This window comes from Nonomuraea jabiensis (genome assembly GCF_014204795.1).
GTDB lineage: Bacteria > Actinomycetota > Actinomycetes > Streptosporangiales > Streptosporangiaceae > Nonomuraea > Nonomuraea jabiensis.
On record NZ_JACHMB010000001.1, the window covers coordinates 11,357,010 to 11,376,082 of the forward strand.

General features: G+C 70.0%; 16 protein-coding genes. 4 read left to right on the forward strand and 12 right to left on the reverse strand.

The annotated features are described in order from the left end of the window. Positions 1–404: 404 nt before the first annotated feature. The 3 genes from prcA to HD596_RS51940 all read right to left on the reverse strand — a co-directional run bounded on the left by prcA (position 405) and on the right by HD596_RS51940 (position 2,555). Entirely contained in the window at positions 405–1,199 is a 795-nt protein-coding gene (prcA, locus tag HD596_RS51930) for a proteasome subunit alpha (RefSeq protein ID WP_185076840.1), read from the reverse strand. A 21-nt stretch (positions 1,200–1,220) separates the two neighbouring features. Beyond that, positions 1,221–2,069, reverse strand: coding sequence for a proteasome subunit beta (prcB, locus tag HD596_RS51935; protein ID WP_185076841.1), 849 nt, complete (start codon positions 2,067–2,069; stop codon positions 1,221–1,223). Between the two features lie 120 nt (positions 2,070–2,189). Further along, positions 2,190–2,555 carry a hypothetical protein gene (locus HD596_RS51940; RefSeq protein ID WP_185076842.1) on the reverse strand — a complete coding sequence of 122 codons (366 nt, stop codon included), beginning with the start codon at positions 2,553–2,555 and terminating at the stop codon, positions 2,190–2,192. Positions 2,556–3,184: 629 nt separating this feature from the next. Between HD596_RS51940 and HD596_RS51945 the strand changes: the two genes are divergently transcribed. Beyond that, positions 3,185–4,246, forward strand: coding sequence for a DNA polymerase IV (locus HD596_RS51945; protein ID WP_185076843.1), 1,062 nt, complete (start codon positions 3,185–3,187; stop codon positions 4,244–4,246). Here HD596_RS51945 and HD596_RS63180 read toward each other — a convergent pair. Further along, positions 4,219–5,217, reverse strand: a complete 999-nt coding sequence (locus tag HD596_RS63180) for an endonuclease VII domain-containing protein (RefSeq protein WP_185076844.1) — start codon at positions 5,215–5,217, stop codon at positions 4,219–4,221. The two genes, HD596_RS51945 and HD596_RS63180, sit on opposite strands and share 28 nt — an antisense overlap. 32 nt (positions 5,218–5,249) lie before the next feature. After that, positions 5,250–5,459 carry a ubiquitin-like protein Pup gene (locus HD596_RS51955; protein ID WP_185076845.1) on the reverse strand — a complete coding sequence of 70 codons (210 nt, stop codon included), beginning with the start codon at positions 5,457–5,459 and terminating at the stop codon, positions 5,250–5,252. Positions 5,460–5,605: 146 nt separating this feature from the next. Here HD596_RS51955 and HD596_RS51960 point away from each other — a divergent pair, with 146 nt between their 5' ends. Further along, on the forward strand, positions 5,606–6,010 hold the full coding sequence (locus tag HD596_RS51960; protein ID WP_185076846.1) for a hypothetical protein: 405 nt from the start codon (positions 5,606–5,608) through the stop codon (positions 6,008–6,010). A gap of 123 nt (positions 6,011–6,133) precedes the next feature. On the opposite strand, the gene dop is transcribed toward HD596_RS51960, so the two are convergent. From dop to HD596_RS51990, 6 genes are all read right to left on the reverse strand, one after another. Then, positions 6,134–7,648 (reverse strand): depupylase/deamidase Dop, encoded by a 1,515-nt coding sequence (gene dop / locus HD596_RS51965; RefSeq protein ID WP_221519999.1) that lies wholly within the window; start codon positions 7,646–7,648, stop codon positions 6,134–6,136. An 86-nt stretch (positions 7,649–7,734) separates the two neighbouring features. Beyond that, positions 7,735–8,814, reverse strand: a complete 1,080-nt coding sequence (locus tag HD596_RS51970; RefSeq protein WP_221520000.1) for an acyltransferase family protein — start codon at positions 8,812–8,814, stop codon at positions 7,735–7,737. Positions 8,815–8,880: 66 nt separating this feature from the next. Next, positions 8,881–10,047, reverse strand: a complete 1,167-nt coding sequence (locus HD596_RS51975; RefSeq protein ID WP_185076848.1) for a pyridoxal-phosphate dependent enzyme — start codon at positions 10,045–10,047, stop codon at positions 8,881–8,883. 123 nt (positions 10,048–10,170) lie between these two features. Continuing rightward, positions 10,171–12,426: a carbamoyltransferase HypF gene (gene hypF / locus HD596_RS51980; protein WP_185076849.1), complete on the reverse strand. Its 2,256-nt coding sequence runs from the start codon at positions 12,424–12,426 to the stop codon at positions 10,171–10,173. 147 nt (positions 12,427–12,573) lie between these two features. Further along, positions 12,574–14,346: a proteasome ATPase gene (gene arc, locus HD596_RS51985; RefSeq protein ID WP_313046818.1), complete on the reverse strand. Its 1,773-nt coding sequence runs from the start codon at positions 14,344–14,346 to the stop codon at positions 12,574–12,576. A gap of 194 nt (positions 14,347–14,540) precedes the next feature. Next, a complete protein-coding gene (locus tag HD596_RS51990) occupies positions 14,541–15,392 on the reverse strand; it encodes a tRNA (adenine-N1)-methyltransferase (protein ID WP_185076851.1) in 852 nt (283 codons plus the stop codon). Positions 15,393–15,447: 55 nt separating this feature from the next. On the opposite strand from HD596_RS51990, the gene HD596_RS51995 reads away from it, so the two are divergent. Together HD596_RS51995 and HD596_RS52000 are read left to right on the forward strand one after the other, a co-directional pair. Next, positions 15,448–16,536, forward strand: a complete 1,089-nt coding sequence (locus HD596_RS51995) for a GNAT family N-acetyltransferase (protein WP_185076852.1) — start codon at positions 15,448–15,450, stop codon at positions 16,534–16,536. Positions 16,537–16,683: 147 nt separating this feature from the next. After that, positions 16,684–17,223 (forward strand): hypothetical protein, encoded by a 540-nt coding sequence (locus tag HD596_RS52000; protein ID WP_185076853.1) that lies wholly within the window; start codon positions 16,684–16,686, stop codon positions 17,221–17,223. A gap of 199 nt (positions 17,224–17,422) precedes the next feature. On the opposite strand, the gene HD596_RS52005 is transcribed toward HD596_RS52000, so the two are convergent. Next, positions 17,423–18,925 carry an FHA domain-containing protein gene (locus tag HD596_RS52005; protein ID WP_185076854.1) on the reverse strand — a complete coding sequence of 501 codons (1,503 nt, stop codon included), beginning with the start codon at positions 18,923–18,925 and terminating at the stop codon, positions 17,423–17,425. Positions 18,926–19,073: the final 148 nt, after the last annotated feature.

The window sequence follows — 19,073 nt, forward strand, 5'->3', positions numbered from 1 at the left end:
CCCAACCCCCCGCCACCCGCCGACCGCCACCACGGACCCCGCCACCCGTTCACCGCCGCCCTTTCACCGCCCCGCGCCGTAACGCTGCCTCACCCACCGCCGCAAGCTCTCCATCGCGGCCCCCGCGGCCCACGCCATCGCCGCCATGCCCCCGCCCGAGCTCCCCACCATCCGTCGCCCACCGCCCTCCACGCGGCCACACCCCCTCGCCGCCCCCTCACCGTCCTGCGCCACCGCCCCGCGCACCGCCGCCGACTCGCCACCGTAGCTCCGCCATCCCAAGCCGGAGGCCGCCCGTGAAATCACCCTCCTCCCCCGGCGAGCGGGGAAACCCCCGCAAGACGACGAAAAACCCGTCAGGGGCCGCCGTAGCGGCCCCTGACGGGTTCGAGAAGGGTGGACGGCTACAGCGGCGCCGAGCCGTCGTCCACGTCGCCCTCAGGCCCCGTGGGAGGCGGGGTGTCCTCGGAGGAGGGCTTGGCCGCGGGCGGCGGGGTGGCGGCCGGGGGCGGGGTGGTGGTCTGGGCCAGCAGGCGCTCCAGCCGGGCGCCCGTGAGCCGCAGGAACTTGCGGTGCTCCCGGTTGCGGTCGAGGACCGCCACCTCGAGCTGCGCCACCGGCGGCCGCTCGCCGCCCGGCTCGGTGAGCGCCGTCAGCGCCACCTCCAGCGCGTCGGCCAGCGACATCGACTCGCGGTAGCGCTCCTTGAGCCGCGTGGACACCGCGTCCGCCTGGCCGCCCATGGCCGCGAAGCCGTGCTCGTCGAAGACCGACCCGTCGAAGGTGAGCCGGTAGATCGCGTCGCCGTCCTTGGTCTCGCCGACCTCGGCGACCACGACCTCCACCTCCAGCGACTTGATCGACTCGGTGAAGATGCGGCCCAGGTTGGAGGCGTACAGGTTGGCCAGGCCGCGCCCGGTCACGTCGGAGCGGTCGTAGGTGTAGCCGTTGATGTCGGCGTAGCGGATGCCGCCGAGCCGCAGCTCCTCGAACTCGTTGTAGCGGCCCACCGCCGCGAACCCGATGCGGTCGTAGATCTCGCTGATCTTGTGCAGCGCCCGCGACGGGTTGGGCGCGACGAACAGGATGCCGTCGACGTACTGCAGCACGACGACGGAGCGGCCCCGCGCGATGCCCTTGCGCGCGTAGTCGGCCTTGTCCCGCATGATCTGCTCAGGGGACGCATATCCAAAAGGCATGGACACGTGCGGTGGTCCTTTCTAGCGCAGCGGGGCGATGGGGCCGTCGGGCGAGATCAGGCGGGCTTCGAGCATCTGCTCCACGTAGTCGGAGACCTGATCCTCACTCAGCCGGCGGAAGCCATCGGCGTCGATCACCGACACGATCGGCCAGATCTTCCTGGTGACATCGGGCCCACCGGTCGCCGAGTCGTCGTCGGCGGCGTCATAGAGCGCCTGGATGAGGGTCATCGTCATGTCGTCGGCCGACGCCCCGTCGCGGTAGAGCTTCTTCAGCGACCCACGCGCGAAGATCGAGCCGGAGCCGATCGCGTCGAACCTCTCCCTCTCGTACGGCCCGCCCGCGACGTCGTAGCTGAAGATGCGCCCCTCATCCTTGTCAGGGTCGTACGCGGCGAACAGCGGCACCACCACCAGCCCCTGCATCGCCATCGGAAGGTTGCCCCTGATCATGGTGGCCAGCCGGTTGGCCTTGCCCGCCACCGACATCGTGCGGCCCTCGAGCTTCTCGTAATGCTCCAGCTCCACCCTGAACAGCCGGGCGAACTCGATGCCGGTGCTGGCCGTGCCCGCGATGCCCATGCACGAGTAGTCGTCGGCGCGGAAGACCTTCTCCACATCGCGCTGGGAGATGATGTTGCCCGATGTCGCCCGCCGGTCGCCCGCCATGATCACGCCACCGGCGAAGGTGGCGGCCACGATCGTCGTCGCGTGCGGGACCTGGTCGCCGATCGGGGTGGCCAGCACCTCATTCCGCTGCGGCAGCAAATCAGGCGCATACGAGCTGACAAACTCCGTGAACGAGGAACTTCCGGTGTTGCGGAAAAGCTGGTTGACCAAGCCGGCGGGCAGATCCCTGTGCGATGCCACGCGACTCCCTCCAAACGTCAGTGTTCCTAGGGCGACCCTACTCATGTTGCGTTGTTGTCTGCACTTCCCACGATCAGCTCACGGCGAACCCGCGTGATCACACGCCGCCCCGTTCCGTGTTCAGATCGTTTCTTTACGGCCCCCTGCGGCCACGCGACCGCCGCTAAGTCCGCACATCCCGAACAGGCGGCCAACCTGCGGCTCCCCCCGGCGACCTGCGGTGATCGCCACCCCGGCCGCCCTCACCCTCACGTCCTGCGGCACCGGCGCAGCCAGCATCTCCCCGACGATCGCCGCCAACTCCGTCTCCGGCGGCAAGAGCTCCGAGTCCGCCGACTGGATCAGGCGGTGGGTGATCCCCGAGTTCGAGAGGACGCCCCGCAACGACAAGGTGCTCTTCCAGCCCAGCGGCCTCGACGACGAGCAGTACAAGACGAAGATCGCGCTCGTTCTCACGTCCAGGGCCGGCGCCGACATGATCGACATCGACGGCATCCGGTCGGACAGTCCGCCCAGGCCGGCTACATCCGGAGGCCGGCGGCGCCACCGTCGAGCAGTGGGAGGGCCGGTCGCAGATCCCGCAGGCGTACAGAACCCGGGCATCCTCGACGGCAAGAAGTACGGCCTGCCGGAGAACACAAGACGGCCGCGTCCTGTTCCACAACAGGACCCTGCTCACCAAGGCCGGCCTGCCCGCCCGTCCCTGGCAGCGTCTCGGCGACCCCAGCCTCCAGGCTGCAGCGCAGTCCGCCCGCGGCTTCCGGTTACCGGAGGGATCAAGGCATGACCGAAGCTGTCGACCTCGCCGTCACCGCCATCCCCGTCACCCACCACCAGGCCGAAGCCCTCGCGCTCCCCGACCGCGTCGGCCGCCATGCCTCACGGCCCCATGATCCAGATCGCCACCCCGGCCAAGATCTTCCACCGCCCCGCCACCACCTTCGCCGCCTCCACCCCAAGAACTTCCTCCCCGCGGAGATCACGCCACCACCCTCAACCAGGCCGTCGTCCAAGACGGCGAAGAACCACCCAACGGCACCCCACCCGGGCATCCCCGCCCCGCCCTCACCTACCGCGACGACCGCCCCACACCGCCTCACGACATACTTAGGACCATGAGGGACTGGATCCTCCACGTCGACCTCGACCAGTTCATCGCCGCCGTCGAGATCCTCCGCCACCCCGAACTCCGCGGCAAACCCGTCGTCGTCGGCGGCTCAGGAGACCCCACCCAACCCCGCACCGTGGCCGCCACCGCCACCTACGAAGCCCGCGAACACGGCATCCACTCCGGCATGCCACTGCGCACCGCACTCAAACGCTGCCCCGAAGCGATCTTCCTGCCCAGCGACCCACCCGCCTACGAAGCCGCCTCCGCCCACGTCATGGCCGTACTCCGCGAATTCCCCGTACGCGTCGAAATCTGGGGCTGGGACGAAGCCTTCCTCGGCGCCACCACCGACGACCCCGAAACCCTCGCCGCCACCATCCGCCAGACCGTACGCGAACGCACCCAACTGTCCTGCTCCATCGGCATCGGCGACAACAAACACCAGGCCAAACTCGCCTCCGGCCTCGCCAAACCCGCCGGAATCTACCGCCTCACCAGCGACAACTGGGCCGAGATCATGAACGACCGACCCACCGACGCACTCTGGGGCATCGGCGCCAAGATCTCCAAAAAACTCGCCGCCCTCGGCCTCCACACCGTCGCCGAACTGGCCGCCGCCGACCCCACGCACCTCGCCCGCCACTTCGGCCCCACCAACGGCCCCTGGTACCGCTACCTCGCCCTCGGCAAAGGCGAAGCCGAAATCGTCACCACACCCTGGATCGCCCGCGGCCACAGCCGCGAAACAACCTTCCAGCACGACCTCACCGACGAAACCGACATCGCCCACCACGTCGCCGACCTCGCCAACCAGGTCGCCCACGACGCCCGCGAAGCCGGCCGCGACATCACCCGGGTATCGGTCAAGGTCCGCTTCACCCCGTTCCTCACCCGAACCCGCCAGTCAAAACTCCCCGCCCCCACCACGGACCCGGCCACCATCCAGCAGGCGGCCCTCACCATCCTCACCCGCTTCGACCTCACCCGCCCGGTCCGCCTCCTGGGCGTCGCCGTCGACTACACCCTCCCCAGAGCCGATCAGCCCACCCTCGACACCGTCGAATAGAACTCGCCCCGAAGCCGCTCGTCAGCCTCGACCAACTCCCGAAGCTCCTCCTCCGAAACCTCGACGTCGTCGAACTCCTCAACGGTCGCCTCGACATAAGAAAGCGCCCGCCGCACCACCCCGGGATCATCCCTGAACTGCCCGATCCCCGTATTGCACGGCAGACACAGCGCATATCGCACATCCCCGGTGCGATGACAATGGTCCACATGCTCGGGCGGCCGATCCCAGCACACCACACACAGACCATGCTGAGCCGAGATCATCCGCTCGACATCCTCATGCCGCACCTGATAACGCTGCGTCAGGTGATAACTCCGCGTCCGCGCCACCTCATCGGAAACGCGCTGCCGCGGGAGGACCACGAACTCGGGCCAGAGAATCTCCCCGTCCAGATAAAGGGCCGCCAACTCCAGCAACACCAGATTGTCGCCGAAGTGGCCGAGCCCGTTGTTGCAGTTGAAACAGAGAATGCCCCGGACCAGGCCGGTCGCGTGGCTGTGGTCGACGAACGTGCCGGGGACGGCCCGGCAGATGGCGCAGAGCCCGCCCTGACGGGCGAGCATGCGCTCGAAGTCGTCCTCGGTGATGCCGTAGCGGCGCTTCAGGTGGTAGTTGCGAGTGCTGCCGTGATTCTTGATCCGCTCTTCCCGCATCACGGTGTTGTGACACGGCTTGCAGTAATCGGTAAGCCCCGACTTCACCGCCCGGTTGCGCCCGAACTCCGTAACCGGCTTCACTCTCTCGCAACGAGGGCAGTATTTGTGCCCCTCGGGGACTTCCCTCACCTCTCGCACCGTTTTGCCTTGCTCGGCCATGCGTTTGCGATAGCTCTGAGTGGAACGCCTCCGAAAGCATGCCTTGCAATACCGCGCACGGCCATCGGCCATGCGCTTATTGAGCCCGAACTCGGCGACCGCCTTGGTCTCACCGCAGTCCGGGCATCGCTTCACCTCGTCCGGCGTTTCCACCCGATTTACCCTTTTTGAATGTCCGGTTTGCCCTACTCTCCGCCCTTTTGTACATAAGAGCGCACGAATTCCTCTGCGTTCTCTTCGAGAACTTCGTCGATTTCGTCCAGAATTGCGTCGACATCGTCCGTGAGCTTCTCCTGGCGCTCCTGAACGTCCGGCGTCGCCGAGGCCTCGGTCTCCTCGACTTCGCTCTCGCGCCGACCGGCCTGCTTCTGGCCTCCGGTGTCCTTGGTTGCCATGTCCTACCTCCGGTTGGGGGACTGCCTCTAGGCATATCTTCCCCGAACCGGGCGACATTTCGCGCCGATCGCCCAGCGATCTTGCCCGCTTGACTAGATAGTCGAGCTATCCAATAATGGATCCACCTACACACGAGGAGGTTCCGATGTCCCCCGCATCCCTGAGCACGGCCGGTGTGCTCCTCATCACAGTCCCCGGGGTGGCCTTCGGCGGCGTCACCCTGTTGAAGTTCCTGATGCGCAACGTTCCCGGCTACCTGGACAACCCGGTCCGGCGTGGCCTGTGGCGGGCCGGGCACGCGCATGCGGGCGTGCTGGTGCTGTTCTCGCTGGTGGCGATGCTCTATGTGGATCAGGCGAGTCTGCCTGAGGGGCTGAAGGCCCTGACGCGGGTGTTGATCGTGGCCGCGCCGATCCTGATGCCGCTGGGTTTCTTCCTGTCGGTGGTGCGTCCGCGTGACACGAAGCCGAGCAGGTTGATCTGGCTGACGGTGGCGGGTGGGGCGTGCTTGGCGGTGGGCACGCTGACGCTGGGTGTGGGCCTGCTGTAGGGGGTGGACCGGCCCCGGGGCGCCGCCATGGGCGGGGGCCGGTCTACTCGGATCGGTCGCCGACCGGCGAGCCGGATCAGTCGCCGCCAGTAGGCCGGATCGGTCGCCGACCGGCGCGCCGGATCAGTCGCCGCCGGTGAGGGCGGCGACGAGGTCGGCGGCGGTGCGGCAGCGGTCGAAGAGTTCGCCGACGTGGGCTTTGGTGCCGCGCAGTGGTTCGAGGGTGGGTACGCGCTGGAGTGACTCGCGGCCGGGGATGTCGAAGATGACGGAGTCCCAGGAGGCGGCGGCGACGGATTCGCTGTATTGGCGCAGGCAGCGGCCGCGGAAGTAGGCGCGGGTGTCGTTGGGCGGGTGTTCGACGGCGCGCTGGACTTCTTCTTCGGTGACGAGGCGTTGCATGCGTCCGCGGGCGACGAGGCGGTTGTAGAGGCCGCGGTCGGGGCGGATGTCGGAGTATTGCAGGTCGACGAGCTGGAGTCTGGGGTGGGACCAGGCCAGGCCGTCGCGGGTGCGGTAGCCCTCGAGGAGTTCGAGTTTGGCGACCCAGTCGAGTTCGCGGGAGAGCTGCATGGGGTCTTCGGCGAGCCGGGTGAGGACGGACTCCCAGCGGTCGAGGATGTCCTTGTTCATCTCCTCTTGGGCGGTGCCCCGCTCTTCGACGTATTTGCGCGCTTGTTCGAGGTATTCCATCTGGAGCTGGACGGCGGTGAGCTTGCGGCCGTCGCGCATGGCGATCTCGTAGCGGCAGGTGGGGTCGTGGGAGACGGCCCTGAGGGCTTGTACGGGGTTTTCGACGGCGAGATCGCGGGTGAGGAAGCCTTCCTCGATCATGGCGAGGACGAGGGCGGTGGTGCCCAGCTTCAGGTATGTCGATATTTCCGACATGTTGGCGTCGCCGATGATCACGTGCAGCCGGCGGTACTTCTCGGGGTCGGCGTGCGGCTCGTCGCGGGTGTTGATGATGGGCCGCTTGAGCGTGGTCTCGAGGCCGACCTCGACCTCGAAGAAGTCGGCGCGCTGGCTGATCTGGAAGCCTTCGCCGCGGGAGTCCTGTCCGATGCCGACCTTGCCGGCGCCGACGACGACCTGGCGGGAGACGAAGAAGGGGGTCAGGTGCCGGACGATGTCGGCGAAGGGGGTGGCGCGCCGCATGAGGTAGTTCTCGTGGCAGCCGTAGGAGGCGCCTTTGGCGTCGGTGTTGTTCTTGTAGAGCTGGATGGGCGCGTTGGAGGGGATGGCGGAGGCCCGGGTGGCGGCGTCGTACATGACGCGTTCACCGGCTTTGTCCCAGATGACGGCGGCCCGGGGGTTGGTGCATTCGGGCGAGCTGTATTCGGGGTGGGCGTGGTCGACGTAGAGCCGGGCGCCGTTGGTGAGGATGACGTTGGCCAGGCCGAGGTCCTCGTCGGTGAGCTGGCTGGAGTCGGCGACCTCTCTGGCCAGGTCGAAGCCGCGCGCGTCGCGCAGTGGGTTCTCCTCTTCGAAGTCCCACCGGGCCCTGCGCGCCCGGGCCGCGGAGGCGGCCAGGTAGGCGTTCACGACCTGTGAGGAGGTCACCATCGCGTTGGCGCCCGGCTGGCCGGGTACGGAGATGCCGTACTCGGTCTCGATGCCCATCACCCGACGCACCGTCATGCAACACCCTCTGTTCGTCCGGATCTGTCTATCCGCCGTTTATATGCCCGAGCCTATGCCCTTCACAGTGCCCCAGGGTCACAGAGTTATGGCACCGACGCCTTTTCAACCTGTACGGCGGGAGCTGATGGGGTTTGCGTGGATCTGCGGGGCTTGAGTAGCCGCTGGATGGGCCGTTCGGCAAAGGAGTACACGAGGTACGACAGCGCCACGGCCACCAGGACGGTCGTGGTGGCGACGGCCCAGGGGGGCAGGTGGCCGGTGAGCGCTGGGATGAGGGCCACCGCGACGACGCCATGGAAGAGGTAAAGCGGGTATGTGATGCCGCCGAGCGCGGTGAGCGTCCTGGACGGTTTGAGGCGGATCAGCCCGAGGGCGGCGACGGCCATCACGGCGAAGATCAGGGTGATGGTGATGATCACGCTGAGGTCGGCGACGGGCATGTTCTTGAACCCGACGTTGTCGACGCGCCGGTGGACGCGGTCGAGCGCGGAGCCGATCGACAGGGCGTACCCGCCGGCCACGTAGAGCCACGGCAGCCAGGCGCTGCCGCGTTTGTGGATGAGGTAGAGGGACATGCCGGCGATGAAGTAGGGCGCGTAGTCGGGCATGACGATCTCGTTGACGATCTCGTTGCCGAGCCGGTCGGCGCCGAAGGCGGCCACCAGCCAGACGCCGGAGAAGATCAGGACGCGCCCGTACGTGACCCCGATGATCACGAGGATGACCATCAGCAGGTAGAAGCGGAGCTCCGCCCAGAGCGACCAGTAGACCTGGCTGGCGTCGGTGACCTTGAACAACCGCTGGAACATGGTGGCGTTCACCAGGTAGTCGCCTGGTGAAAGTTTTGGGTCAAGCGCCTTGGCGCCGGTGAGCCCGTAGAGGGCCGCGGTGGCGACGAGGCTGAGCCAGTACGCGGGATAGAGGCGCACGAACCTGGACCGGGCGAACCCGCCGAGCCCGCGCCCCCACACGGTCATGAGGATGACGAACCCGCTGATGATGAAGAACAGCTCGACCCCGAGGATGCCTAACCCCGCGAAGGGCGCCAGCGGCGGGAACAGCGCGGCGGGCCTGGCCCCCCAGACGGACGCGTACGCCACCAGGTAGTGGAAGGCGACGACGGCCAGCGCGGCGATGAAGCGCAGGAGGTCGAGCTCGGCCAACCGGCCGTCTCCCCGAGCATGCTTGGGCCGGTTAGGTGCGTGCACGCCCTTTTGACGTCACGTGGATCACTTTGGTTCCAGCGGTCCCTCCGTTCCCACCACGAGCGGCCGCGAGGAGTCGTCGAGCCCGAGCGCGTCGCGGGCCGCGGGCGTGAGGGCGAGCAGGCCGGCGGCTCCGGCGGCGCCGCACTCCGACAGGTGGACGCCGTGGCCGGCCAGGAGGCGGGCGGCGTCGGCCGCCTGGTCGTCGGTGATCGTCATGTAGAGGTCGGCGAGGTGGTGGAGGAGGTGGTGGGCGATGATGGAGGGTTCGAGGCAGTCGAGGCGGCCGAGCGTGGTGTGGCCGCCCTGGACGCGTACGGGCTCGCCGGCTCTGGCGCTTTCGAGCAGGCAGGGCGCGCCTTCCGGCTCGACCACGACGATCTTGGGCTGTTCGCCCCAGCGGTCGCGCACGTATGCGGCTCCGGCGGCGGCGAGCCCGCCGACGCCCGCCTGGAGGAACACGTGGGTGGGCGCGCCGGCGCCCCCGTGGGCGGCGCTGTGGCCGCCGGTCGCGGCCGAGGAGCCGTTGAGCCTGCCCGAGTACGCCTCCAGGCCGGTGAGCGCTCCTGCGGACGTGGCGGGGCCAGTGGTGCGCGCCGGGACGGCGGGCAGGGCGCCCGGGTCGGCGAGTTCGTCGAACAGGACGGTGTAGCCGCGCATGACGTCGAGCGGGATGCCGGTGTAGCCGTTCCAGGAGCTGTCGGAGACGAGCCGCCAGCCGTTGCGCTCGGCGGCCTGGATCGCGGCGGCCATGCTGGCCTCGTAGTCCTCGCCGCTGCGCCGTACCTCGGCGCCGAGTCCGCGCAGCCGCTGCGCGAACGCCTCGGGGACACCTTCGCTGAGGTACACGACGCAGTCCACGCCGACCTCGGCGGCCCCGGAGGCGACGGAGATGCCGTGGTTGCCGGCGCTGGCGCACACGAACGGCGTGCCGCCGCCCTCGTGCTCGGCGAGCAGGTGGACGGCGTACGCGCCGCCGAGCGCCTTGAAGCTGCCCAGCCCCATGCGCCCGCTCTCGTCCTTGACGTGGACGGCTTCGGTCCCGGCCAGGTCCGGGACGGTGCGGACCGGCGTGGGCCGGTAGGAGGGGTGCCGGGCGAAGTGGGCGCGGGCCTGGCGGGCGTGCTCGGTCCCGATGAGCGCGCGGTCGTGCGCGGTGTACGGGGCGCGGGCGGGGTTGAGGTACTCCATGATCGCCATGCTAGGCGGGGCCCACCGCTCTCCCCGGCCCGCCACTCCGCCGCAGTGAGAGCCCGGTGAGAAGCACCGTGGGAGCCCGGTGAGAAGCACCGTGAGAAGCACGGTGGCAGGCGGTCAGGCGCGGTCGCGGGCGGCGGCGACGGCGGCCTGGCCGAGGCTGACGCCGCCGTCGCCGGGCGGCACGCGCACGTGTTTGAGCACCCGGAACCCGGCCGCGCGCAGCCGTTCCACGGTGGCCTCCAGCAGCAGGGCGTTCTGGAACATCCCGCCCGACAGCGCCACCGCGGTCAGCCCGGTGGCGGAGCGGAGGGCGTCGCAGGCGCGGGCGACGGCGTCGGCGAGGCCGTTGTGGAAGCGGCCGGCGATCGCGCGGGTGCCGGTCCCGGCCGCCAGGTCCGCGGCGGCGGCCCGGACGAGGTCGGCGGCCTCCACGACGAGCAGGTCGCCGTGGGTGATCCGGGCCTCGTACGTGCCGCGCTCGGCCGGGTCGGCGTGCTGTTCGAGTTCGACGACGGCCTGCCCCGCATAGGTGATCTTGTCGCGGACGCCGAGCAGCGCGGCGACGGCGTCGAAGAGGCGGGCCGCGCTGGAGGTCAGCGGGGAGCCGGGGGCGAGCCGGAGCGCGTCGGCCCAGGGGTTGCGGCGGGCCACGTCCAGGCGGGCCACGTCCAGGCCGGGGTGGCCGTCGCCGAGGTAGGCGGCGGTCATGCGCCAGGGCTGCCGGACGGCGGCGCTCCCGCCGGGCATGGGGATCTGGGCGAGGTGGCCAAGGCGTTCGAAGGAGGTCAGGTCGGCGCGCAGGAACTCGCCGCCCCACAGGGTGCCGTCGGGGCCGTGGCCGAGCCCGTCGAGGGCCACGCCGAGCACCGGCCCGGGGTCGCCGTTGTCGGCCAGGCAGGAGGCGATGTGGGCGTGGTGGTGCTGGACGCCGAGGAGTTCGACGCCGCGGATCTCCTTGGCGTGCCGGGTGGACAGGTAGCCGGGGTGCAGGTCGTGGGCCACGATCTGGGGCCGGATGCCGAACAGGCCGCAGAAGTGGTCGATGCTCTCGACGAACGACCGGAGCGTCTCGTGGTTCTCCAGGTTGCCGATGTGCTGGGAGACGAACGCGCGCCGCCCTTCGACCAGGCAGAAGGTGCTCTTCAGCTCGGCGCCGCAGGCGAGCACGGGCCGGGGCGCGGGCCAGCGCATGGCCAGCGGTTCGGGCGCGTACCCGCGGGCGCGGCGCAGCACGGTCACCTCGCCCGCCATGGGCCGCACGACGGAGTCGTCGGCGCGTACGTGGATGGGGCGGTCGTGGATGAGGAAGGCGTCGGCGATGCCGCTCAGGCGGGTCAGCGCGTCGTCGTCCTCGTAGGCGATGGGCTCGCCGGAGACGTTGCCGCCGGTGAGGACCATGGGTTGGGCGAGCTCGGCGAGCAGGAGGTGGTGCAGGGCCGTGTAGGGGAGCATGAGGCCGAGGCTGCGGGTGGCGGGCGCCACGGAGGCGGCGACGGGGGCGCCGGGCAGGCGGGGCAGCAGCACGATGGGCCGGGCGCGGCCGGTGAGCAGTTCGGCGGCGTGCTCGTCGATCTCGCACAGCCTTCGCGCCTGCGCCAGGTCGGCCGTCATGACGGCGAACGGCTGCTCCTCGCGGTGTTTGCGGCCGCGCAGCAGGGCGGCGGCCCGCTCGTCGGCGGCGGGCACGGCGAGGTGGAAGCCGCCGAGGCCCTTGACGGCGACGACGCGACCGGCGCGCAGCAGGGTGACGGCGCCGGCGACGGGGTCGCCGCACAGCTCGGTGCCGCGGGCGTCGCGCAGCCGCAGCCGGGGCCCGCAGGCGGGGCAGCAGGTGGGCTGGGCGTGGTGGCGGCGGTTGCCGGGGTCGTGGTATTCGGCCGCGCACGCCTGGCACATGCCGAAGCCGGCCATGGTGGTCAGCGGCCGGTCGTACGGGACGCCGCGCACGATCGTGAAGCGGGGCCCGCAATTGGCGCAGTTGATGAACGGGTAGCCGTGGCGGCGGTCGTCGGGGTCGGCCAGCTCGCGCAGGCAGTCGTCGCAGGTGGCGCCGTCGGCGCGGACGAGGGGGCGCAGCGGGCCGGACGGGATGCCGGCGGCGATGGTGAAGCCGTTGTGGCCGGTGGGGCGGGCGCTGACGACGGTGACGCGTTCGATCTCGGACAGGGCGGGCGCGTCGCGTTCGAGCGCGGTCAGGAACTCCTCGACGCCCGCCAGGGCGCCTTCGACCTCGATGTGCACTCCGTTGACGTCGTTGTGCACGCGCCCGGCCAGACCGAGCCGGCGGGCGAGCGCGTGCACGAAGGGACGGAAGCCGACGCCCTGGACGACGCCTTCGACGTGCACGTCTACTCGTTTGAGCGTGGTCATCAGACCAGTGTGCGCCTGTTCGGGGCGGCGTGCATGCGTATCGGCCGTGTCGTCGCCGGCGTCGCCGCGCGCCCGCCGCGTGCCCCGCCGCGGCAGGGGGCGGGCATGCGGACGGGAGGGCCGCGGCGGCCCTCCCGTCCGGGGGTTCTACAGGTACTGGCCGGTGTTGGCCACGGTGTCGATGGATCGGCCGGCTTCGGTGCCCTGCTTGCCGGAGACGAGCGTGCGGATGTAGACGATCCGCTCACCCTTCTTGCCGGAGATGCGGGCCCAGTCGTCGGGGTTGGTGGTGTTGGGCAGGTCCTCGTTCTCGGAGAACTCGTCCACGCAGGCCGTGAGCAGGTGCTGGACCCGCAGGCCCTTCTGGCCGGTTTCGAGGAACTGCTTGATGGCCATCTTCTTCCCGCGGTCGACGATGTTCTGGATCATCGCGCCGGAGTTGAAGTCCTTGAAGTAGAGGACTTCCTTGTCGCCGTTGGCGTAGGTCACCTCGAGGAAGCGGTTCTCCTCGCTCTCGGTGTACATGCGCTCGACGACGCTCTGGATCATGCCCTGGATGGTGCCCTCGCGGGAGTCGCCGTGCTCGGTCAGGTCGTCCGGGTGCAGCGGCAGGTCGGCGATGAGGTACTTGGAGAAGATGTCCTTGGCCGCCTCGGCGTCCGGCCGCTCGATCTTGATCTTGACGTCCAGGCGGCCGGGCCGCAGGATCGCCGGGTCGATCATGTCCTCGCGGTTGGAGGCGCCGATGACGATGACGTTCTCCAGGCCCTCGACGCCGTCGATCTCCGACAGCAGCTGAGGGACGATGGTGTTCTCCACGTCGGAGGACACGCCGGAGCCTCGGGTGCGGAAGATCGAGTCCATCTCGTCGAAGAACACGATCACCGGGGTGCCCTCGGAGGCCTTCTCCCGGGCCCGCTGGAAGACCAGGCGGATGTGCCGCTCGGTCTCGCCGACGTACTTGTTGAGCAGCTCGGGGCCCTTGATGTTGAGGAAGAAGCTCTTGCCGGACTGGCCGGTCTTCTCCGCGACCTGCTTGGCCAGGGAGTTGGCGACGGCCTTGGCGATGAGTGTCTTGCCGCATCCGGGCGGGCCGTACAGCAGCACGCCCTTGGGGGGCCGGAGCTTGTGCTCGCGGAACAGGTCGGCGTGCAGGTAGGGCAGCTCGATGGCGTCCCTGATCTGCTCGATCTGCCTGCCGAGGCCGCCGATCTCCTCGTAGGAGATGTCGGGGACCTCCTCGAGGACGAGCTCTTCGACTTCGGACTTGGGAATGCGCTCGTAGACGTAGCCGGAGCGCGGCTCGAGCAGGAGCGAGTCGCCGGCCCTGATGGGCTGGCCGACGAGCGACTCGGCCAGTCGCACGACGCGCTCTTCGTCGGCGTGCGAGATGACCAGGGCGCGCTTGCCCTCGTCGAGCAGTTCTTTCAGCATGACGATCTCGCCGACCTCTTCGTAGCCGAGGGCTTCGACCACGTTGAGCGCTTCGTTGAGCATGACCTCCTGGCCACGCCGCAGCGAGTCGATGTCGACGGCAGGGCTGACGTTCACGCGGAGCTTGCGGCCGCCGGTGAACACCTCGATGGTGCCGTCTTCTCTGGCCTCGAGGAAGGTGCCGAAACCGGATGGCGGCTGCGCCAGCCGGTCGACCTCCTCCTTGAGGGCGACGATTTGGTCCCGGGCCTCCTTGAGTGTGGCGACCAGGCGTTCGTTCTGGCCGGTCACGGCCGCGAGGTTCGCCTGCGCCTCATGGAGACGCTCTTCGAGGACTCTGGCCTGACGGGGTGACTCGGCCAGCTTCCGCCTCAGCGCGGTGATCTCCTCCTGGAGGAAGGAGACCTGTGTTGAAAGATCAGCGACCTCCCGTTCGCGCTGCGCGGCTCGAGCCTCAGCATCATCGCGAGCTGCCACGCCCGTCACCTCCTTCCCAGTCGAGGGCGACTACTAAGGACCTTACCTATCTCGGGCCCCTCCGTAACCTGGCCGGGCAGTGTTCGTAGAGTGACATTCAGTATTCGGTGAATAATCCTCAATAGTGCGTTTAATACTCCCAGCACATGCACACGGGAATCTGTTCCCGTGTCACGCACCAACGCACCCTCGTGGCCAAATTGTCATAGTTCCTCGGTGGTCCCCTTCGGTCGACGGCGTCTCGGCGGGGGCGTCACTCCGTCCGCCATGCGGCGGGCGGTGACGAGGAATCCCGTGTGGCCGATCATCCGATGATCCGGTCTCACCGCGAGTCCTTCGACGTGCCAGTCGCGAACCAGGGTCTCCCACGCATGCGGCTCCGTGAAACACCCGTGATCGCGAATCGTCTCCACCGTCTTGGACAGCTGCGTGGTCGTGGCGACGTAACAGCAGATCACGCCACCCGGGGTGAGCGCCTTGGCGGCGGCGTCGACGCACTCCCACGGGGCGAGCATGTCGAGGATCACCCGGTCGACGTCGCTCTCGTCGATGGAGGCGACCAGGTCGCCGACGACCAGGCGCCAGTTGTCGTCCATGGGGCCGCCGAAGAACTTCTCCACGTTCTTGCTCGCCACGTCGGCGAACTCCTGGCGCCGCTCGTACGAGGTGACGTGCCCGTCGGGGCCGACGGCCCGCAGCAGGAAGCACGTCAGCGCGCCGGAGCCGACGCCGGCCTCGATCACCCGCGCGCCCGGGAAGATGTCGGCCATGCCGACGATCATCGAGGCGTCCTTGGGGTAGATGACGGCCGCGCCGCGCGGCATGGCCAGCGTGTAGTCCTGCAGCAGGTGGCGGAAGGCGAGGTATTGAGTGCCCCCCGAGGAGCGCACGACGGAGCCCTCAGGCTGCCCGATCAGGTCGCTGTGGGGGATGGCGCCCTTGTGGGTGTGGAAGACGCCGTCCTCTTTGAGCGTGATCGTGTGGCGTTTGTTCTTGGGGTCGGTGAGCTGCACCTGATCCCCCGCCTGGAAAGGCCCATGCCTGCGGAAACCCATGGCCGCAAGGTTATAGGGCTTTCGAGGGCGACCGGACGCACGGTATCTATGGGGGATGCTTCCGCGCGACGTGATCTCCACCGGCCCCCTGATTCTCCGGCCTCCCGCGGAGGAGGACGTCGAGGCGATCGTGAAGGTGTGCAACGACCCGGTGACCGCCCGGTTCCTGCCGGTGTTGCCGTCGCCGTACCGGGTGCAGGACGCGCACGACTTCCTGGAGCAGGCGGCGGCGAAGTGGGCGGGCGGCGGCGCGGAGTTCGTGATCACGCAGGACGGCGGCTACGTGGGCGCCATCGGGGTCGTCCCGCCCGATCAGTGGGGCGTGGCCTCGATCGGCTACATGGTGGCGCCGTGGGCGCGGGCCCGGGGCGTGGCGGCGACGGCGGCCAGGGCGGTCACCGACTGGCTGTTCGACCACGGGGTGCGCCGGGTCGAGCTGCAGGCCGCGGTGGAGAACGTGGCGAGCCTGCGGGTGGCCGTCAAGGCGGGCTTCCTCGAGGAGGGGCGCCGGCGGGAGGCCAGGCGGCTGCGCGACGGCCGCTACGTCGACATGGTCACCTTCGCCCGGCTGGCGGGGGACGCGGTGGCGGCGGAGCCGTACCTGCCGTTCTTCGCGGACGGGGAGCTGTGCGACGGCGTGGTGCGGCTGGTGCCGATGACCGTGGAGGACGCCGGCGACTTCCACCGGATGCTGGCCGACCCGACGGTGGCGGCCTATCACTTCGGGCCGATGGGCACGCTGGAGGAGCACGAGCGGCGCTGCCGCTACACCGGCTACTGGTGGGTGTCGGGGCAGCGGATCGAGCTGGCCGTCAGGGACGCGGCCTCGGGGGCGTTCGCCGGGCACATCCAGCTCGCGCACGTCGTCCCGTCGCTGGGGCAGGCCATGGTGGGCTATTCGCTGGTGCCCGAGTTCCGGGGCAAGGGGTTCATGACGCGGGCGGTCAGGCTGCTGGTGGACTGGGCGTTCGCGAACACGGCGCTGCACCGGATCGTGGCCGGCACCGACGCAGGCAACACGGCCTCGCACGCGGTGCTGGAGCGGGCCGGGTTCAGCCGGGAGGGCGTGCACCGGGGGCTGTTCGTCAGGGCGGACGGGACGCGGGCGGACGACGTGGCGTGGTCGGTGCTGCGTCCCACGTGACGGGTGCGGGCAGGGAGGGCGCAGAAATCCTGATTTCCTGTTGAGGGCTAGTCAGGAGCCGCGTCGGGGGTGATAGTCAGGGCACCCGCACTTCAGTTTCGCGCGATCGGGCCGCGCGATCTCTCCTCCCCCCGAGGGAGCACCGCGATGTCATACAACCATGTCGATGCCGCCATGCGTGAACTCATCGCCTCGTTCTCCTGCCTGGAGGCCGCCGACCTGCTCGACCGGCTGGCGCGTACCGCCGCCGCCGTCACGGGCACGGCCTACGCGGGATTCGTGCGCGTGGACGCCCTGCGGCTCGAGGCCGACACGATCCACACGCACGCCCCTCCCGGCGATCCCCAGCGCGTGCGCCGGTGGCTGGCCGGGTCGGGGGTGCTGAAGGAGCTGGCGACCGTGCCCGTCACGGTCCGGCTGGCGCGCGACGCGGCGGTGGGCGAGCCGGGCTTCCTGGCCACTCCCCTGCCGCTGGCGACGCGGGACCACACGTTCGTGTGGGTCGCCGGGCGGGGGTTCGGCGACGGGGACGAGCACCTGCTGAGCCGCTTCGCGACCGCTGCCGGGCGGGCGCTGGAGGCGGCGAGCGGGCTGGAGGCGGCGGTACGGCTGTTGCGCGGGGTACGGGCGTTCTGCCCGGCCCAGCCGCCGGACCTTCCGGTTGGAGGCGACCGGATCCCGGGGTAAGGGACGACCGGTTGTCCGCGCGGATTGGGCCGAGAATGACTCCATTTATCCAAAGATTTTACGGATACTTGGCTATTTATCCGTAAATCGTGGCCATTTCGCCCCTACGGCTGCTCCGCGGGGCCCGGGCGCTCGCGCGGCCCTGGACGCGGAGCGCCCGCGGCCCCGGGGCGGGGACGCGGGCGTTCCGGCGGCCGGGTTATCCCCGGTGCGCCTCGAAGCGGAGCGTGCGCGAGACGCCGACCCGGACCGTCGTCCCGGGGGCGATGGTGACCGGCTCGTTCGGCGGGATGTCGTAGAAGTTGGGGTCACCGGGCGGCTGGATCTGGGTGCCGTTGACCGAGCCCAGGTCGACCAGGTTGACATCCCACCCGTCGAGCGCCACCCGCAGGTGGCGGCGCGACACCGAGCCGTCCGGACTGGTCACCTTGGCGGGCCTGGCGGTGCCGCCGGCCACCTCGGGCGCCCGCTCGGGGTCGCGGCCCAGCAGGTAGTCGCTCTCCAGCGGCAGCGCGGTACCGTCGTCGAGGATGAGCACCCCGAGCGACGGGCGCGGCCCCTTGTAGGGGACGAGGGTGCGCTGCACCAGCGCGATGCCGCACACCGCGCAGTAGGGCGAGCGGGGGTCGTTGAAGTGGTCGTTCTTGCAGTCGACGCCGTAGACCAGGGGCCGGTCGCCGTGGTCCTGCTGCTGCTCCTGCGGCGGCTGGCCCGGGTGGTCGAAGTGGTCGGGCGGGCCGAGCAGGGGCGGCGCGGGCTGGTCGAAGTGGTCGGACGGGCCCAGGTGCTGCGGCATCGGCTGGTCGGCCACGCCGTTGCCGGGGGGCGGCTCGTCGTAGGAGGGGAACTGCTGCTGCTCGGGCAGCGACTGCGGCTGCTCCTGCGGCGGCTGGAAGAAGGGGGCCGGCTGCTCCTGCGGCGTGTGGTAGGGCGGCTGGTCCTGAGGCTGCCCGTAGGGCGGCTGGTCCTGGGGCGGACCGTACGGCGACTGATCCTGGGACGGGCCGTACGGTGGCTGGTCCTGGGACGAAAGGTATGACGGCTGCTCCGCCACCGGCGCGGGCTGCGGGCCCGACGGCGGCCCCGGCACGACCGGCGGCTGGTCGGCCAGCGGGTACGGCGGCCGTTCCACCGGCGCGGGCGGCTGCTGGACCAGGTCGGCCTCGAGATGGATGGCCGTGGCGGGCATCTCGCTGGTGAGCGGCCTGGACGGGGCGAGTGCCGAGGACTGCTCGGTGAGGTCGCCCACGAGGCCGCCGCCGTGCACCACGCCGCCGTCGAAGCGGACCGCGGGGTGCGGGGTGCCGGCGCCGGGCAGGCTCAGCTCGACCCGCTCGACGGGCCCGGTGACGAGCCGGTCGGCCCACGTCAGCGAGTCGCTGCCGGCCAGGCGCGTCTCACCGCCCGGGGTGCCGATGGTGGCCGCGGCCGAGCCGCTGACCAGGACGGCCACGCCTTCTCCGACCCGGCCGGCGACGGCGCAGGTGGCCGGGTCGCCCGCCATGTTGGCCGCGAGCACCTGAGCGGCGCGGCGGGCCAGCGCCCTGCCGTCGCCGCCGGACGCGGCCGTCTCGCGCAGCGCGTCGAGCAGGTCGTCGGCGGCGGCCTCGCCGGCGTCGCACACCAGCAGCAGCCCGCCCGCGTAGGCGACCAGCCCGTTACCGGGAAGCGGACGCACCACTCCGAAGCCCTGGCCAGTCATGCGTCCTCCCTCATGACGACGGCGCTGCGCTGCTCATCGGTGCCCTCGCTGCGCTCGGTCACTCGTTTCTCCTCCCCGGAAGCCGGCGAAATTACGGCACCCGCACTGCCGTGCTGGCCACCAGCCATACGCATACCCAGACGAAGGG

Excerpts from the sequence above, each read along its gene's own strand:
- HD596_RS51945 (WP_185076843.1), top strand. The coding sequence starts at position 3,185 with ATGAGGGACTGGATCCTCCACGTCGACCTCGACCAGTTCATCGCCGCC.
- HD596_RS51940 (WP_185076842.1), bottom strand. The coding sequence starts at position 2,555 with ATGTCGATCATGTCGGCGCCGGCCCTGGACGTGAGAACGAGCGCGATC.
- hypF (WP_185076849.1), bottom strand. The coding sequence starts at position 12,426 with ATGACCACGCTCAAACGAGTAGACGTGCACGTCGAAGGCGTCGTCCAG.
- HD596_RS51990 (WP_185076851.1), bottom strand. The coding sequence starts at position 15,392 with ATGGGTTTCCGCAGGCATGGGCCTTTCCAGGCGGGGGATCAGGTGCAG.
- prcA (WP_185076840.1), bottom strand. The coding sequence starts at position 1,199 with ATGCCTTTTGGATATGCGTCCCCTGAGCAGATCATGCGGGACAAGGCC.
- HD596_RS51955 (WP_185076845.1), bottom strand. The coding sequence starts at position 5,459 with ATGGCAACCAAGGACACCGGAGGCCAGAAGCAGGCCGGTCGGCGCGAG.
- dop (WP_221519999.1), bottom strand. The coding sequence starts at position 7,648 with ATGACGGTGCGTCGGGTGATGGGCATCGAGACCGAGTACGGCATCTCC.
- HD596_RS51995 (WP_185076852.1), top strand. The coding sequence starts at position 15,448 with ATGCTTCCGCGCGACGTGATCTCCACCGGCCCCCTGATTCTCCGGCCT.
- HD596_RS52005 (WP_185076854.1), bottom strand. The coding sequence starts at position 18,925 with ATGACTGGCCAGGGCTTCGGAGTGGTGCGTCCGCTTCCCGGTAACGGG.
- HD596_RS51975 (WP_185076848.1), bottom strand. The coding sequence starts at position 10,047 with ATGGAGTACCTCAACCCCGCCCGCGCCCCGTACACCGCGCACGACCGC.
- HD596_RS51960 (WP_185076846.1), top strand. The coding sequence starts at position 5,606 with ATGTCCCCCGCATCCCTGAGCACGGCCGGTGTGCTCCTCATCACAGTC.
- HD596_RS52000 (WP_185076853.1), top strand. The coding sequence starts at position 16,684 with ATGTCATACAACCATGTCGATGCCGCCATGCGTGAACTCATCGCCTCG.